Here is a 13,410-nt window from a genome sequence, read left to right as displayed (position 1 = left end):
CATGGCAACTGTATCGCTCAAGAAACTCACCAAGAGCTATGGTCCGGTGGCGGTCGTGCACGGCATCGACCTCGAGGTCGCCGACCGCGAGTTCATCGCGCTGGTCGGGCCGTCCGGCTGCGGCAAGTCGACAACCCTGCGCATGATCGCCGGCCTCGAGGCGATCAGCGACGGGATCATCGAGATCGGCGGCCGCATGGTCAACGACCTGCCGCCGCGCTCGCGCAACATCTCGATGGTGTTCCAGTCCTACGCGCTCTATCCGCATATGACGGTGCGCGAAAACCTCGGCTTCTCGCTGAAGATAGCCGGCGCCGCGAAGGAAGAAATGGACCGTCGCGTCGCCGAAGCGTCCGGCATTCTCGGCCTCGACCAGTTGCTCGACCGCCGGCCGTCGCAGCTGTCGGGCGGACAGCGCCAGCGCGTCGCCATGGGTCGCGCCATCGTGCGCGATCCCGACGTCTTCCTGTTCGACGAGCCGCTTTCCAATCTCGACGCCAAGCTTCGGACGCAGATGCGCACCGAGATCAAGAAACTCCATGCCAAGGTCCGGTCGACGGTGATCTACGTCACCCATGACCAGGTCGAAGCGATGACATTGGCCGACCGCATCGTCATCATGCGTGACGGGTTCATCGAGCAGGTCGGCACACCCGACGAGGTCTTCCGCCGGCCGCAGACGCGCTTCGTCGCCGGCTTCATCGGCTCACCGCCGATGAATTTGCACGAGGCGGTTGTCGACGACGGACAGCTGCTGTTCGCCAGCGGCGAGAGACTGCCTCTGCCCAGCCAGTTCAAGGCAAATGTCGGAACCGGCGACAAGGTCGTATTCGGCCTCAGGCCCGACGACATCTATCCGACGGGACACGGCATCAGCTCCGGCGAAGAGGTCGACGTCCACCAGGTGGAACTGCCGGTGACCGTCACCGAACCGCTTGGCAACGAGACGCTGGTGTTTGCCGAATTCAACGGCAGCGACTGGGTATCCCGCATGCTCAATCCAAAGCCGCTCAGGGCCGGAGACCGGGTCAGGATGAGCCTGGACCTGTCGCAGGCCCATCTGTTTTCTGCCGAAACGGGCAAAACATTGCGAGGTTAAAATCATGGCAAAGATCGAGAAAGTCGAACTGCGCATGGTCGACTTGGTGCCGAAGGTCAAGCGCACCGATGCCATCCAGAGTTTTGTCAGCCAGGAAACACCGATCGTCACCATCACCGACGCCGACGGCGCGGTCGGCACCGGCTACAGCTACACGATCGGCACCGGCGGCTCCTCGGTGATGCGGCTCCTGGCCGACCACCTTGCGCCGCGGCTGATCGGCCGCGACGCCGACATGATCGAGGCGATCTGGCGCGAGCTGGAGTTCGCCACCCATGCCACGACGATCGGCGCGATCACGGCAATCGCGCTGGCGGCCATCGACACTGCGCTTTGGGACCTGCGGGCGAGGAAGCAAAACCTGCCGCTGTGGAAGCTTGCCGGCGGCGCCAAGGACCGCTGCCCGCTCTACACCACCGAAGGCGGCTGGCTGCATATCGAAACCGAGGCACTGGTCGAGGATGCGCTGGCCGCCAAGGCCAAGGGGTTTCGCGGCTCGAAGGTCAAGATCGGCAAGCCGCACGGTTCCGAGGATCTTGCCCGGCTGACGGCGGTGCGCCGGGCGGTTGGAGACTCCTACGAGATCATGACCGACTGCAACCAGGGCTTTTCAGTCGACGAGGCGATCCGCCGGGCCGAGCGCTTGCGTGAACTCGACCTCGCCTGGATCGAGGAACCGCTGCCGGCCGACGACATTGACGGTCATGTGCGGCTGTCGAGTGCCACATCGACGCCGATCGCTATCGGCGAGTCGCTCTATTCGATCCGGCATTTCCGCGAATATATGCAAAAGGGCGCGTGTTCGATCGTGCAGGTCGATGTCGGTCGCATCGGCGGCATCACGCCGTGGCTGAAGGTGGCGCATGCAGCCGAGGCGTTCGACATACCGGTCTGCCCGCATTTCCTGATGGAACTGCATGTCAGCCTGACATGCGCCGTTCAGAACGGCAGATATGTCGAGTATATTCCCCAGCTCGACGAGCTGACCGGCAAGAAAATGCGTATCGAGGACGGGCACGCGCTGGCGCCGGACGAGCCCGGCATCGGCATCGACTGGGACTGGGATGCGATCAAGTCGAAGAGCATCGCGGAATTCACCGTGGCGATAGTGAAATAGGAGGCGGACATGCAGCGAATGGGAATGGTGCTCGGTCTCAAGCCGGAGAAAGTCGCCGAGTATGTGCGGCTTCACGCTGCCGTCTGGCCGGACGTCCTCAAGATGATTTCCGCCTGCAACATCAAGAATTATTCGATCTATCTAAGGGAGCCGGAGCACCTTTTGTTCAGCACCTTCGAGTACCACGGCACCGACTATGCCGCCGACATGGCGAAGATGGCTGCCGATCCCACGACGCAGGAATGGTGGGCGCTGTGCATGCCATGCCAGGAGCCGCTGCCGACCCGCAAGGAGGGCGAGTGGTGGGCGTCGATGGACGAAGTCTTCCACTATGACTGATGACATTTTCGATCCTGCCTCGCTTTCCCGGGCCTGGGCACAACCGTCAAAGCCCAGGCCGATCGTGATTTTCGGCGCCGGCTCGATCGTCGGCGATGCGCATTTCCCGGCCTATGGGAAAGCCGGTTTCCCGGTTGCCGGGCTTTTCGACCCCGACCTGGCCAAGGCGGAAAAACTGGCGCAGAAATGGGGCGTCACCGCTTACCGGTCGGTCGAGGAAGCTGCGTCAATCAAGGACGCCGTATTCGACCTGGCGACACCGCCGGCCTATCACGCCGGCGTGCTCAGGGCGCTGCCCGATGGTGCGGTGGCGCTGATCCAGAAGCCGATGGGCAGCGACCTCACCGAGGCGACCGAGATCCTCGAAATCTGCCGCTCAAAAAACCTCAGGGCCGCTGTGAATTTCCAACTCCGTTTTGCGCCGATGATGCTGGCGCTGAAGGATGCGATCGCCAAGGGCTGGCTGGGCGAAGTGGTCGATTTCGACGCATGGCTGGCGCTGGCGACACCCTGGCAGCTCTGGGAATTCCTGTTGCAGGCGCCGCGTGTCGAGATCGCCATGCATTCGATCCATTATCTCGACCTGATCCGGCAATTGCTCGGCGATCCCAAGGGGGTTCACGCCAAGACACTCGGCCACCCCGGCCATAAGGTTGCGCAAACGCGCACCAGCGCGATCCTCGACTATGGCGACACCGTGCGCTGTGCGCTGTCGATCAACCACGATCACAAATTCGGTCGAAAACACCAGGCTTGCGAATTCCGCATCTGCGGCACCGAGGGCGCCGCTTACCTCAAATTAGGCGTCAACCTCGATTATCCGCGCGGCGAGCCGGATATTCTCGAAATCTACCCCAAAGGCGGCAAGGGCTGGATTGCGGTTCCACTCGTCGGCTCATGGTTTCCGGACGCCTTTGCCGGCCGCATGGCCAATGTCCAGCGCTACGCGTCGGGCGAGGACGCCGAGCTTGTCAGTTCCGTCGAGGACGGCTGGAGCACCATGGCGCTGGTCGAAGCCGCCTATCAATCGAGCGCGGCGCCAGCAACACCGATACCGGCGAGGCCCTGACATGGAGCAGACGATCTACTTCGAGGACTATCAGATCGGGTCGTCGCGCATGACCAGCGGGCGCACCATCACCGAGACCGATTTCGTCGTCCATGCCGGCCATACCGGCGATTTCTTTCCCCACCACATGGACGCCGAGTTCATGAAGACGACGCCGTTTGGCCAGCGCATCGCCCACGGCACGCTGGTCTTTTCGGTCGGCGTCGGACTGACGGCAAGCGTCGTCAACCCGGTTGCCTTCTCCTATGGCTACGACAGGCTGCGCTTCATCAAGCCGGTGTTCATCGGCGATACGATCCGGACCCGCACCACCATCTCAGCTAGGGAAGACGATCCGAAGCGACCCGATTCAGGCCGGGTCATCGAGCGCTGCGAGGTGATCAACCAGCATGGCGACGTGGTGTTGGTCGCCGACCACATCTACATCGTCGAGCGTCGCGACAAGCCGAGCAGAGCCTCGACGGATGGCGCTGAAACCTAAAGACAAAAAACCCGCCTTGCGACGGGTCCTCGGTGCGAATCAGCACCATACACAAACTAGTAGCATAGCTGCCGGCACAAAGCAAGAACAAAATGTGGCGCTGTCGGCAAAAAATGCGAATTCACTCTTCACCCGTTCCCGTCTCTATCCGCTTGCCGAGGTCGCGCTCAAGGGCGCCTGCCCCGGAACGTCAAGGTGGAACTGTCGACAGGCAGCGGATGGTGCCGACATCGGGAATGGTCATATCCGGTTGACCGGATATACCGGCTTGCCGCCGCGCAGGACCGATGCGACATCGGCAAACACCTTGTTGCGAACCTCCGCGTAAGACTGGGTCGAGTAGTGCGCCGCGTGTGGACTGACCAGGACGGTGTCCAGCGCCAGCAGCGGATTGTCGGGCGAAGGCGGCTCCCGCTCGAAAGTGTCGATGCCGGCGCCAGCCAGATGGCGACGCCGGATCAGATCCGCCAAGGCAACCTCGTCGACGAGGCCGCCGCGGGACACGTTGATGAGTATCGCCCCTTCCTTCATCCGCGACAGGGCTTGCGCCGACATGATGTTTCTGGTCTCCGGTGTCGCGGGAACGTGCAGCGAGACGATGTCGGCGCTGGCAAGCAACTCGTCGAAGCCGACCGGTTCAGCACCACCGGCCGTGATGCGCTCGGCCGGCATGTACGGGTCGTAGGCGATGATGTGGTAGCCGAAGACACGCGCCCGCTCGGCAGTCAGGCGCCCGATCTGGCCGAAGCCGATCAGGCCGATGATCTGCCTGTCGGGCCGTATGATGCCGGCGCCATCGGTCATTGCAGCCCAGCGGCCGGCGCGCACCGCGCTGTCGAACTGCTTCAGCCTGCGCGTCAAGGCCAGGATCAGGGCCATGGCGTGGGTGCTGACTTCCACCAGATTGGCATCCGGCACGTAGGTTATCTGAACACCGGCACGGCTGGCGGCCTCGACGTCGATCGAATCGAGCCCGACGCCGAACCGTCCGACGACCTTGAGCCTCTTCAGTTCCGCCAAAACGCGAGCCGTGATCGGCTCTCGCAATACCATCAATGCGTCGGCGTCGCGGCAGTGTTCGATCAGGGCATCTTCCGTGAGCAGCGTCTTTTCGACAAACTCGGCGCTCAAGCCGTCGAGGTAGCGCAACTGCTCTTCCTCGACTGACAACACGCCGTCGGTCTTGATGATCTTCATGCCAAACTCTTGCTATGAGGCGCTGCGCGCCGACGCGACACCGGCGGCAAGGCCGGCGCCGAGAAACATCGTGTCGCTGGCCAGCATGTAGAAGCTGATGCCGTGCCGCGACCATTTGCCGACATCATCCGCCGAAGGGCGAAAGATGCCGACGGCCTTGCGGGCCGCGCGCGCCGCGGCCGCGATCCTCATAATCGCGGCATTGAGCTTGTCCTGGCCGGCCGGCCCCATGGCGTCGATCGAGACCGACAGGTCGCCGGGGCCGATGAAGACCACGTCGACGCCGTCGACCTGGACGATGTCGTCGATGTTGGCGAGGCCTTCGGCCGTCTCGACCTGGATGGCGACCGTCAGGACCTCGTTGGCCGATTTTAGGTAGTCCGGAATGCTGTAGCCATAACCGGCGGCGCGGCCTGGACCGACACCGCGGGCGCCGACCGGCGGGTAACGGCAGGCCATGACCGCCATGCGGGCTTGCTCGGCCGTGGAGACGCGCGGCACCAGGACGCCCGACGCGCCGGCGTCGAGCGCGGCCGCGATCCACTCCGGCGTGTGGCCGGGAACGCGCACCATCGCGGGAACCTTGTGGACATCGGCGGCGCGGATCAGATCCTCGAGCCGTTCGCGGCCGATCTGCGAATGCTCCCAGTCGATGCACAGGAAATCGACCCCGCTCGCGGCCGCCACTTCGACCGCCACAGGGTGCGGGATGGCGCAGAAGGTGCCGATGAGGCGATCGAGAGAGATACATTTCTTGCGAAAGTCGTACATGAAATCTCCAGAAATTTTCGGCGTCGGCAAACCCTGTTTGCCTACGAGGCCCTTGACGAAGGATGCACGACTTCAGTCGACATCGGAAAATGCCGGCTGCCGCCTGAAAACGGCGGAAAAGTATTGTAGTCGGCGCGCATCTCCAGCCGCGCCGGCGATTGCAGCGCGTGCGTCAATGCAGCGGGATTATCGAACATGACGCGATTGCGCTGCATATGGTCGATCCGCGGCCAGGGCAGCGAACCGCACCAATCCAGTCGCGACAGAACCTCGATGTGGCGGATGCCTGGGAAGCCCCGCATCAATTGCGGATGATGCGTCACATAGTGGTGGAGCCAGACATTCATGTCTTCGGCCGGCCCGGGATAGTGGACAAGATAGCTGCAGGGCAGCCCGGACGTCTTGACGCCAGCGTCCTCGACGGGAAACGGACGCACGCACATTGCCTGTTGCGTCGGCCTCGAACCGGCGATGTTCGACAGCATGCCAGGTGCGGCAAGTGCCTGCAGATGGCCGGACGGCGCCAGCGCCGCCTCCATGTCCGCCAATTCGTCGAAATAGAGCTGGAAGCCAAAGACCGGCGGTGGACCATCGTTGTTGAACATGTCCGTCGCCACTTCGGGCAGATAGATGTTGGCAAGCGCAAGACCCGAGGTCGACGCAATCACACGCCGCACAGCGTCAACGTCTTCACCGGCGATGGCCAAATTTGCCTCGCGGTCGTCATGGAAGAAGGCAAGATAGGCAAAGCGCATATGGAGACCCTCTGGATCGAGTTCGGCTAGATCAAATTCGGAAGAAAGAGAGCGATCTGCGGAAAGAGGACAATCAGCAGGATCAGCAGAAGCGTCAGCGCGATGTAAGGCGCCGCTGACATGGCAACCGTTTTGAGCGACGTGCCTTTCGGCGCGACACCGATCATGATGAACAGCAGCAGACCAAACGGCGGCGTGGTGAAGCCGACCTCGTAGGCGAGCAGCAGGATCAGCCCGAACCATACGGGCTCGTAGCCGAATTGCTGGGCGATCGGCAGGAAGATCGGCAGCGTGATCAGCATCATCGAGACCTGATCCATGAACATGCCGAGCAGCAGGATGACGAGCACCATCATGAGCAGCATGGGATACGGTCCAAGATCGTAGCCGACGATGAACTGGATAAAGCCGTTGGAGGCGCCGGAGAAGGCGAATATCTGCGAGAACGTCGTCGAAGCCGAGATGATCAGGAAGGTCATGCCGGTGACCTTCATCGCATCGTCCAGCGACTTCCAGACAACCGACCAGCTGAACCGTCGGTAGACAAACAACAAGGCGAAAACGGCGGCGCAGCCCAGTCCCGCCGATTCCGTCGGCGTCGCTATCCCAAGGATGATCGTGCCGACCACCATGAACACGATGACGCTCATCGGAATGATGTTGACGGCGACCGCCCTCACCTTCTCGGCCGCGGGAACGGCGGGCACCGGATAGTGCGGAGCGGCGTCCGGGTCGATCTTCGTCTGGGCGAAGATCAGCGCCGCGTACATGACAACGAGCAGCAGCCCGGGCAGAGCCCCCGCTATGAGCAGCGCGCCGACATCGATCTGGGCAAGCGAGCCGAGCAAGACAGCCAGCGAGGATGGCGGGATGATGACGGCAAGGCTTCCGGCGCCAAGCACCGGGCCGTAGGCCATATGCGGCTTGTAGCCCCGCTTCAGCATCTCGGGCACCATCAGCGAGCCCATCATGCCGGTATTGGCGAGGCTCGAGCCCGACAGCGCGGAAAAGATCGTGCCGGCGGCGAGGACGACATAGGCGAGGCGTCCGCGCAGATTGCCGATGCACAGGTCGAGCGCGTAGATGACCTTCTCGCCGAGGCCGGAGCGGAAGAACAGGCTGCCCATGACAAGAAACATCGGCAGCGGGGCAAGCGCGTAGGTCGAGACAGCGTCGGAGAAGTTGGCGACCATCTGCGTCACGCCGATTGAACCGCCGAAGAACAGGTACAGCCCGATCACATTGGTGACGAAGAACGCAAAGGCGACCGGCAGCCCCAGCCCCATCAACACCAGGATGGTGCCAACGAGCACGGCGAATGGAAACAGCCAGGCCACCGGTCAGAGCCCTTCCATTTCCAGAGGATCCAGCGTGTGCAGCGTGTCACGGCCGAGCAGATATCTGAGCCATTCCAGCGCCGAGAGGTAGAAGGCGAGCATGATGGGCAGAAAGACCAGCCATTTCGGCATGTCGAAGCTGCGCGTTTCATATTCGCCGCCCGCCACGGCACTGGTCAGGGACGACAGAGCGACGCTGCCGAGGTAGAGGCTGACGGCAATGCAGGCGAGATAGACCAGCTTTTCAAGCACCGCCCGTGCCCGCACCGGCAGCGCCTTGCGCAGGAACTCGACGAAGACATGGCCCTTGCTGTGGACCAGCCAGGGCATCGGCAGAAATGCCGCGTAAAGCAGGCCGTATTCCGTCGCGGATACTGCCCAGGCAAGCGGCCTCAGTCCCAGATTGCGGACGCATACATCAGCAACCACCGCGACAATGATGAGGCCAAGCACCACTTTTGCCACCGCCGCCAACGCAAGGCTCAGCTTCCCAATCGCTGCAAACAATCTGTCCATGCCCGACGACCCTCATGTCCACCTTTTGCCCTTGGCCCAGCTTTGACGGAGGGCGCACAAGGCACCCTCGGCTCGGGCTACTGAAAGAATTTCTTCAACTGATCGATGTTGGTGGGATCGCGTTTGGCCATTCTCGCCCAGCTCGCCTGCGTGGCAGCCGCCAGGAATTTGTCGCGGCCGGCGCCGGTCAAGCTGACAACCTTCTGCCCGCCGTCGATCATCGCCTGTGCCTGTTTTTCGGATTCGGCAAGGTTGGCGTCATAGCTCGCGCGCTCGTATTCGACGGCGGTGTCGGCAAGCAGCTTCTGCGCCTCGGGCGACAGCGTGTCCCATCTGGCCTTGTTGATCGAGATCAGCACGTCGGTTTTGAAGAATTGCGGATCGACACGGTATTTGGTGAATTTGTCCCAGCCGAAGGATGCATAGCCAAATACGGTATAGGCGTTGGCATTGACGACGCCGCGCTCGAGCGAGGTATAGACATCCCCCGGCGCTTGCACGATCACTGTCGCGCCCAGAGATTCGAGGAAATCGCGATAGAGCGGCGACGAACGGATCTTCAAACTGCCCCAGTCGATGCTGCCTTCATCGTTGAGCTTGGGTTCGTCGACGGTGAAGACGTTGAAGCCCGAGCCCGCGTCGACATGCGCCAGCAGATGGGCATTGGCCTTCTTCTCGAAAATTGCGCTGATGAAGTCCCAGCCGCCATTGTCGCGAACCTCCCAGGGCGTCTTCGTCGATGCGGAGAAAACCTCGCCTTCGGGCACGAGTTCGAGGAACTGCCCTGCCGGTGTGTCGATCACATCGATCAGGCCGCTCCTGAGCGCCGCGCCCTGCTGGATCGGTGGAATGACCTCCGGCCCGCCACGCACGTTGATCTGGACCACGCCCTTGCCCTTTTCGTTCACCTTCTGAACGAACTTCAGGAAGCTCTGGGCGTAGCCGTTCTGCGTCGGCGTAAAATGCACGGCGTTGAGGACGACCTCTTCGGCCATGGCGATACCCGCCACACCCGACATGAGTGCAGCCAGAACAAGGGATTTCCAAATGCGCATTGCCGTATTCCCTCTGATAGATTCACTTCGCCGGAGCCCATCATCGGGCCGATCTGAAATTGCACGCTTCGCCGCCACACGAACGGCGGTTAGTTGACATCATCTCCTACTGTCAGGAACCGCCCATGCGCGTAGAAGACCGGCGATCGGTGAGCGCGATCCAGCGCAACGCCCGAGACGATGCCGATGACGATCATGTGCGACGCCCGCACAATGATTTCGGCCACCCGGCATTCGAACATTGCCCTCGCGCCGACAAGCAAGGGCGCGCCGGTTTCGCCGCGCACCCATGATCCGGACGAGAACCGCGCGGCGCCCTTGGCTTTGGTCATGCCGCCAAACGCACGCACAACGTTCTCCTGGTCGCCGGCGGGAAGATTGACCGAAAAAGGCAAACCTTCGCGAATGGCCGAGGCAAAGGTGCTGCCGCGGTTGACACAGGCAAGCAGCGAAGGCGGCTCGGCACTGAACGAGCAGAGAGCGGTCGCCGTGATGCCGCAAAAGCCGATCTCGTCATGCTCCGACGCGAGGATGGCGACGGAGCCCGCCACGGCCCGCATAGCCTGTTTGAACGCGCGCGGATCGATGGCGTTGTGCCCATCCACCCATAGCGTCGGAATGGCGGCGGCCGGCATCAATTTACTCGAAGCCCGGCCTGGCGCATCAGCGGCAGCACGCGGTCGCAGAAGAAGGGCAGTTCGTAGGTGTAGTTGACGAATGTCAGGGCGGCGCCGGAATAACCCTGTTCCATGATCCCGGTGAGGTCGTCGACGATCTTTTCCGGCGTGCCGATGAGCGGGAAGGTCCCGGCACCGCCGGCGAACCTCTGCCGATATTCGGTGAAGGCCTTCGCGTCATGCGAGTTCGCGAATTCCTTCTTCTTGCGCATATGCTCGTCGACGGCACCCTCGTCCGCGCATTCCAGCGCGTAGTGCCGGTAGTAATCCTCGGCTTCCTGCTGGGTCTCCCGGCAGACGACGTGACAGACCGTATAGACGCCGACTTCGCGCCCGACTTCGGCCGCGCGGTTGGTAATGTCGACCACATGCGCACGGCCGTCGGCAATTTCGGAAAAAGTCGAAAACAGATAGTCACAATGGCGCGCCGCGTAGTTGCGCCCCGGCGCGCCGAAGGCGGCGTTCATGGTCACCGGTCGTGGCACTTGCAAGCTTGGCGGGCGGCTAACGACACTCTTCAGATCATAGAACTCGCCGCTGAAGTCGAACGGCTCCCTCGATTGATAGGCACGCACGATGATGTTGATCCATTCCTCGGCCTGATCGTAGGTCCGCTCGCCGACCGTCTGCCCGAACATAGCGAACTCGTCCGGGTTCCAGCCGCAGACGATGTTCAAGCCGGCACGCCCGTTGGAGATGTGGTCGACCGTCGCAAGCGCTTTGGCAGCCTGCAGCGGATGAACCAGCGGCACATGCACCGTCATGAACAGGCCGATGTTTTCCGTGGCGACAGCAAGACCCGCCGCCCAGGTGAACGTCTCGAACGACCATTCCCGCACATGCGTCAAACCGCCGAAGCCGCGCCAGCGGGCGATCGGCAGCAGAAACTCGAGGCCGGCGCGGTCGGCGATGCAGGCGGAATTGAGGTTGTCTTCCCAGCGGGCACGCCAGCGCTCCGGAACGGTGGTCATTGCCAGGCCGCCATCGGCGTTCATGGAAAAGACGCCGAGCTTGAACCTGTTCGGCCCTTTCAGCGGGTGCTGCTTCCTGATCATGGTTTCCCCGGCTGCGACATGCTCTCACCTTCACCGGTGGAATTTTGAGACGGAGGGCTCAGCTTCATGAAACGCTCCTCGGCGTTCTGAATGAAGTGGGTCATGCGGTCGTAAGCGGCGACGGCGTCGCGCTTGACGAATGCCTCATAGATTGCGCGCATGCCGGCCACGACGACGGCCTGCGTCGGCTGGTGCGACAGCGTCCTTAAACGGACGACGAGGACATGGTCGGCGAACCTTGCAATGGTTTGTGAAAGGCGCTGGTTCTCGACAGCGCCGAGCCAACAATTCCTGAATGCCGAATTGGCCTGGAAAAAGCGGTCGGCATCGCCGGCGGCGGCCGCAGCCTCCGCCTCCCGAAGCGCGGCCGCAAGCGTCTTGAGGCCAGCGGCGTCGAGTGTCCGCGCAGCGTGTGCGGCGGCCCGCGGCTCGAGCAAGCGGCGGACCTCGAAGATGTCGGCGACATCCGTTGCGGTAAGCGTGGGCAGCGTGAAGCCGCGTGTGGTGCCGACGAGATAGCCCTCATGCACCAACTGCATCAAGGCGTCGCGGACAGGCATTCTGGAAATGCCGAGCTGGGCGGCGATGTCGACATCGACGAGCTTCTGGCCAGGCGCCAATTCGCCATGCTGTATGGTCAGACGGATTTGTTGATAGACCTGGGCACGCAGATTGCCATCGCCAACCCGTTTGAGCTCTATCGTTTCCGTCATCCACGCCTTCCCACGCGAAGATTTCGTATATCGTTTGAAGCTGGTGTTCTCGCAGTGATCCGTTGAAATGCAGCTACATACCGATAGAATTCGACCTGCAGGCCGCGTTCCAATGCGAAGTGGAGCACAGGCTGGATCGCCTGGCAAGATGTTTTAAGTTTATAATGTATACTGTTTAGGTTCGTTGTCCGGAGGGCAAAGGGTCCCGCCATCCGTGCGGTCGCGCCGGGAGAGCTAGCGATCCGCGCGGTTCGGTAAAAACGTACAGACGTTTTCGCGTGACACATCGAGGCTGGCGGATTTAACTAAAAATACTTGCGATCTGCGCGCGCCGGCACGCCCACCCGATCCCCTCGCCGGTGCGCATTACTGGATCGCCCGCCGTATCGAAAGGTGCGGCGGGCTTTTCGTTTCGTTTGGCGGGGAGGCGCTTATGCGAGACTTGCCTAGGGATATCGACGCAGACGTCGTGATCGAAATCAGTAAGCTGCTCGACGACCGGGCGAAGTCCGTGCCGGTGCCGGTGCACAAGCTGGCGGCGATGATCCGGCTGGGCGTCGAGACGCGTCTGACCAATCACTCCATCGAAGAGCTGATCGTGGAGATGGCCGCGACGCGAGGGCTTCCGATGCTGTTTGATTTGCCGACGGCAAATGTCGACAATGTCGTTCCGTTCGCCTCGGCGCGCCGTCCCCGCTGAAATTTCGCTCGAGCCACCGATCTTCGCGTCGCCACCCGATTTCACTTGCCCTGATGCGCAGGCCGGGTGTCGCCTTTCTTTTCGGGGTCGTGGGTATGGTGGCTGTCGCGTTCGCCGCCACCACCGGAGACCTTGCTGTGGCTGCGCCGGTCGGAATCGGCCGGCGGCTTTTCGACGCTCAGCGGCTTCTTGGCGTTTTCGTGCGCCGCGCCGGGACCACCCTGGCGGATGCTGGCAGGAGTCTTCTTCGACGTGGACATGACCTAGCGATCCTGGACGTTGCCTTGATGGGTGGTGTTGACCTTCGTATTGCCTTGCTGGCCCTGCTTGTCGGGATCCGGCACGGTCGATTGGCCGTGCGGTGCTTGGTCGGCGGCTATCGGTTTTTTGTCACCGGCTCCTTTTGGGCTCAGATTCTCCGGTGGAACAGGGGGAGGTTTTGTGCTCATGGCGTTTCTCCTTCCGCCACCCAAACAAGCGGCTCGGGAGAAAGGTTCCCGAGGGTCCGATACGAACGGCGCTTGTCGCA

17 protein-coding genes are annotated in these 13,410 nt (G+C 62.2%); 6 read left to right on the top strand and 11 right to left on the bottom strand.

Annotation, left to right across the window (positions count from 1 at the left end):
* The first annotated feature begins 1 nt into the window (after nt 1).
* The 5 genes from NKH98_RS13665 to NKH98_RS13645 are packed head-to-tail and all read left to right on the top strand — an operon-like array spanning nt 2 to nt 4,105.
* A complete protein-coding gene (locus NKH98_RS13665) occupies nt 2-1,099 on the top strand; it encodes an ABC transporter ATP-binding protein (protein WP_352899112.1) in 1,098 nt (365 codons plus the stop codon).
* Nucleotides 1,100-1,103: 4 nt separating this feature from the next.
* Complete coding sequence (locus tag NKH98_RS13660; RefSeq protein WP_352801306.1) at nt 1,104-2,216, top strand: mandelate racemase/muconate lactonizing enzyme family protein; 1,113 nt, start codon at nt 1,104-1,106, stop codon at nt 2,214-2,216.
* 9 nt (nt 2,217-2,225) lie between these two features.
* Nucleotides 2,226-2,555, top strand: a complete 330-nt coding sequence (locus tag NKH98_RS13655) for an L-rhamnose mutarotase (protein ID WP_023676093.1) — start codon at nt 2,226-2,228, stop codon at nt 2,553-2,555.
* The gene (locus NKH98_RS13650) at nt 2,548-3,624 is read left to right on the top strand and encodes a Gfo/Idh/MocA family protein (RefSeq protein ID WP_352899108.1); all 1,077 of its coding nucleotides are present in this window, start codon (nt 2,548-2,550) and stop codon (nt 3,622-3,624) included. Before NKH98_RS13655 ends, NKH98_RS13650 begins: the two co-directional genes overlap by 8 nt.
* Before the next feature lies 1 nt (nt 3,625).
* On the top strand, nt 3,626-4,105 hold the full coding sequence (locus NKH98_RS13645) for a MaoC/PaaZ C-terminal domain-containing protein (protein WP_352476485.1): 480 nt from the start codon (nt 3,626-3,628) through the stop codon (nt 4,103-4,105).
* Nucleotides 4,106-4,345: 240 nt separating this feature from the next.
* Here NKH98_RS13645 and NKH98_RS13640 read toward each other — a convergent pair whose 3' ends face one another.
* The 9 genes from NKH98_RS13640 to NKH98_RS13600 form a co-directional block, all read right to left on the bottom strand.
* Nucleotides 4,346-5,302, bottom strand: a complete 957-nt coding sequence (locus tag NKH98_RS13640; protein ID WP_352801302.1) for a C-terminal binding protein — start codon at nt 5,300-5,302, stop codon at nt 4,346-4,348.
* A gap of 12 nt (nt 5,303-5,314) precedes the next feature.
* Nucleotides 5,315-6,073, bottom strand: coding sequence for an HpcH/HpaI aldolase family protein (locus tag NKH98_RS13635; protein ID WP_352899106.1), 759 nt, complete (start codon nt 6,071-6,073; stop codon nt 5,315-5,317).
* 41 nt (nt 6,074-6,114) lie between these two features.
* Entirely contained in the window at nt 6,115-6,828 is a 714-nt protein-coding gene (locus NKH98_RS13630; RefSeq protein WP_352899104.1) for a hypothetical protein, read from the bottom strand.
* A gap of 26 nt (nt 6,829-6,854) precedes the next feature.
* On the bottom strand, nt 6,855-8,165 hold the full coding sequence (locus NKH98_RS13625) for a TRAP transporter large permease (protein ID WP_254818782.1): 1,311 nt from the start codon (nt 8,163-8,165) through the stop codon (nt 6,855-6,857).
* A gap of 3 nt (nt 8,166-8,168) precedes the next feature.
* Nucleotides 8,169-8,681 (bottom strand): TRAP transporter small permease, encoded by a 513-nt coding sequence (locus NKH98_RS13620; RefSeq protein ID WP_352899102.1) that lies wholly within the window; start codon nt 8,679-8,681, stop codon nt 8,169-8,171.
* Nucleotides 8,682-8,758: 77 nt separating this feature from the next.
* Nucleotides 8,759-9,736 carry a TRAP transporter substrate-binding protein DctP gene (gene dctP / locus NKH98_RS13615; RefSeq protein ID WP_352476480.1) on the bottom strand — a complete coding sequence of 326 codons (978 nt, stop codon included), beginning with the start codon at nt 9,734-9,736 and terminating at the stop codon, nt 8,759-8,761.
* Between the two features lie 89 nt (nt 9,737-9,825).
* The gene (locus tag NKH98_RS13610; RefSeq protein ID WP_254818785.1) at nt 9,826-10,371 is read right to left on the bottom strand and encodes a flavin reductase family protein; all 546 of its coding nucleotides are present in this window, start codon (nt 10,369-10,371) and stop codon (nt 9,826-9,828) included.
* Nucleotides 10,371-11,465, bottom strand: a complete 1,095-nt coding sequence (locus NKH98_RS13605; RefSeq protein WP_352899306.1) for an LLM class flavin-dependent oxidoreductase — start codon at nt 11,463-11,465, stop codon at nt 10,371-10,373. The genes NKH98_RS13610 and NKH98_RS13605 overlap by 1 nt, the downstream gene beginning before the upstream one ends.
* Nucleotides 11,465-12,181, bottom strand: coding sequence for a GntR family transcriptional regulator (locus tag NKH98_RS13600; RefSeq protein WP_352645264.1), 717 nt, complete (start codon nt 12,179-12,181; stop codon nt 11,465-11,467). Before NKH98_RS13600 ends, NKH98_RS13605 begins: the two co-directional genes overlap by 1 nt.
* 433 nt (nt 12,182-12,614) lie before the next feature.
* On the opposite strand from NKH98_RS13600, the gene NKH98_RS13595 reads away from it, so the two are divergent.
* Entirely contained in the window at nt 12,615-12,881 is a 267-nt protein-coding gene (locus NKH98_RS13595; RefSeq protein ID WP_352701886.1) for a hypothetical protein, read from the top strand.
* Between the two features lie 41 nt (nt 12,882-12,922).
* Here the strand turns inward: NKH98_RS13595 and NKH98_RS13590 are convergent, their stop codons facing one another.
* Both NKH98_RS13590 and NKH98_RS13585 read right to left on the bottom strand, forming a co-directional pair.
* Nucleotides 12,923-13,141, bottom strand: coding sequence for a hypothetical protein (locus NKH98_RS13590; RefSeq protein WP_352590409.1), 219 nt, complete (start codon nt 13,139-13,141; stop codon nt 12,923-12,925).
* Nucleotides 13,142-13,144: 3 nt separating this feature from the next.
* Nucleotides 13,145-13,330 (bottom strand): hypothetical protein, encoded by a 186-nt coding sequence (locus tag NKH98_RS13585; protein WP_352899099.1) that lies wholly within the window; start codon nt 13,328-13,330, stop codon nt 13,145-13,147.
* Between the last annotated feature and the right edge of the window lie 80 nt (nt 13,331-13,410).

It is taken from the genome of Mesorhizobium sp. M0833 (assembly GCF_040319905.1).
Taxonomy (GTDB): domain Bacteria; phylum Pseudomonadota; class Alphaproteobacteria; order Rhizobiales; family Rhizobiaceae; genus Mesorhizobium.
The sequence above is the reverse complement of the archived record's forward strand: the minus strand, read 5'-3'. Positions and strand labels throughout refer to the sequence as shown.

Excerpts from the sequence above, each read along its gene's own strand:
- NKH98_RS13665 (WP_352899112.1), top strand. The coding sequence starts at position 2 with ATGGCAACTGTATCGCTCAAGAAACTCACCAAGAGCTATGGTCCGGTG.
- NKH98_RS13660 (WP_352801306.1), top strand. The coding sequence starts at position 1,104 with ATGGCAAAGATCGAGAAAGTCGAACTGCGCATGGTCGACTTGGTGCCG.
- NKH98_RS13655 (WP_023676093.1), top strand. The coding sequence starts at position 2,226 with ATGCAGCGAATGGGAATGGTGCTCGGTCTCAAGCCGGAGAAAGTCGCC.
- NKH98_RS13650 (WP_352899108.1), top strand. The coding sequence starts at position 2,548 with ATGACTGATGACATTTTCGATCCTGCCTCGCTTTCCCGGGCCTGGGCA.
- NKH98_RS13645 (WP_352476485.1), top strand. The coding sequence starts at position 3,626 with ATGGAGCAGACGATCTACTTCGAGGACTATCAGATCGGGTCGTCGCGC.
- NKH98_RS13640 (WP_352801302.1), bottom strand. The coding sequence starts at position 5,302 with ATGAAGATCATCAAGACCGACGGCGTGTTGTCAGTCGAGGAAGAGCAG.
- NKH98_RS13635 (WP_352899106.1), bottom strand. The coding sequence starts at position 6,073 with ATGTACGACTTTCGCAAGAAATGTATCTCTCTCGATCGCCTCATCGGC.
- NKH98_RS13630 (WP_352899104.1), bottom strand. The coding sequence starts at position 6,828 with ATGCGCTTTGCCTATCTTGCCTTCTTCCATGACGACCGCGAGGCAAAT.
- NKH98_RS13620 (WP_352899102.1), bottom strand. The coding sequence starts at position 8,681 with ATGGACAGATTGTTTGCAGCGATTGGGAAGCTGAGCCTTGCGTTGGCG.
- dctP (WP_352476480.1), bottom strand. The coding sequence starts at position 9,736 with ATGCGCATTTGGAAATCCCTTGTTCTGGCTGCACTCATGTCGGGTGTG.
- NKH98_RS13610 (WP_254818785.1), bottom strand. The coding sequence starts at position 10,371 with ATGCCGGCCGCCGCCATTCCGACGCTATGGGTGGATGGGCACAACGCC.
- NKH98_RS13600 (WP_352645264.1), bottom strand. The coding sequence starts at position 12,181 with ATGACGGAAACGATAGAGCTCAAACGGGTTGGCGATGGCAATCTGCGT.
- NKH98_RS13595 (WP_352701886.1), top strand. The coding sequence starts at position 12,615 with ATGCGAGACTTGCCTAGGGATATCGACGCAGACGTCGTGATCGAAATC.
- NKH98_RS13590 (WP_352590409.1), bottom strand. The coding sequence starts at position 13,141 with ATGTCCACGTCGAAGAAGACTCCTGCCAGCATCCGCCAGGGTGGTCCC.
- NKH98_RS13585 (WP_352899099.1), bottom strand. The coding sequence starts at position 13,330 with ATGAGCACAAAACCTCCCCCTGTTCCACCGGAGAATCTGAGCCCAAAA.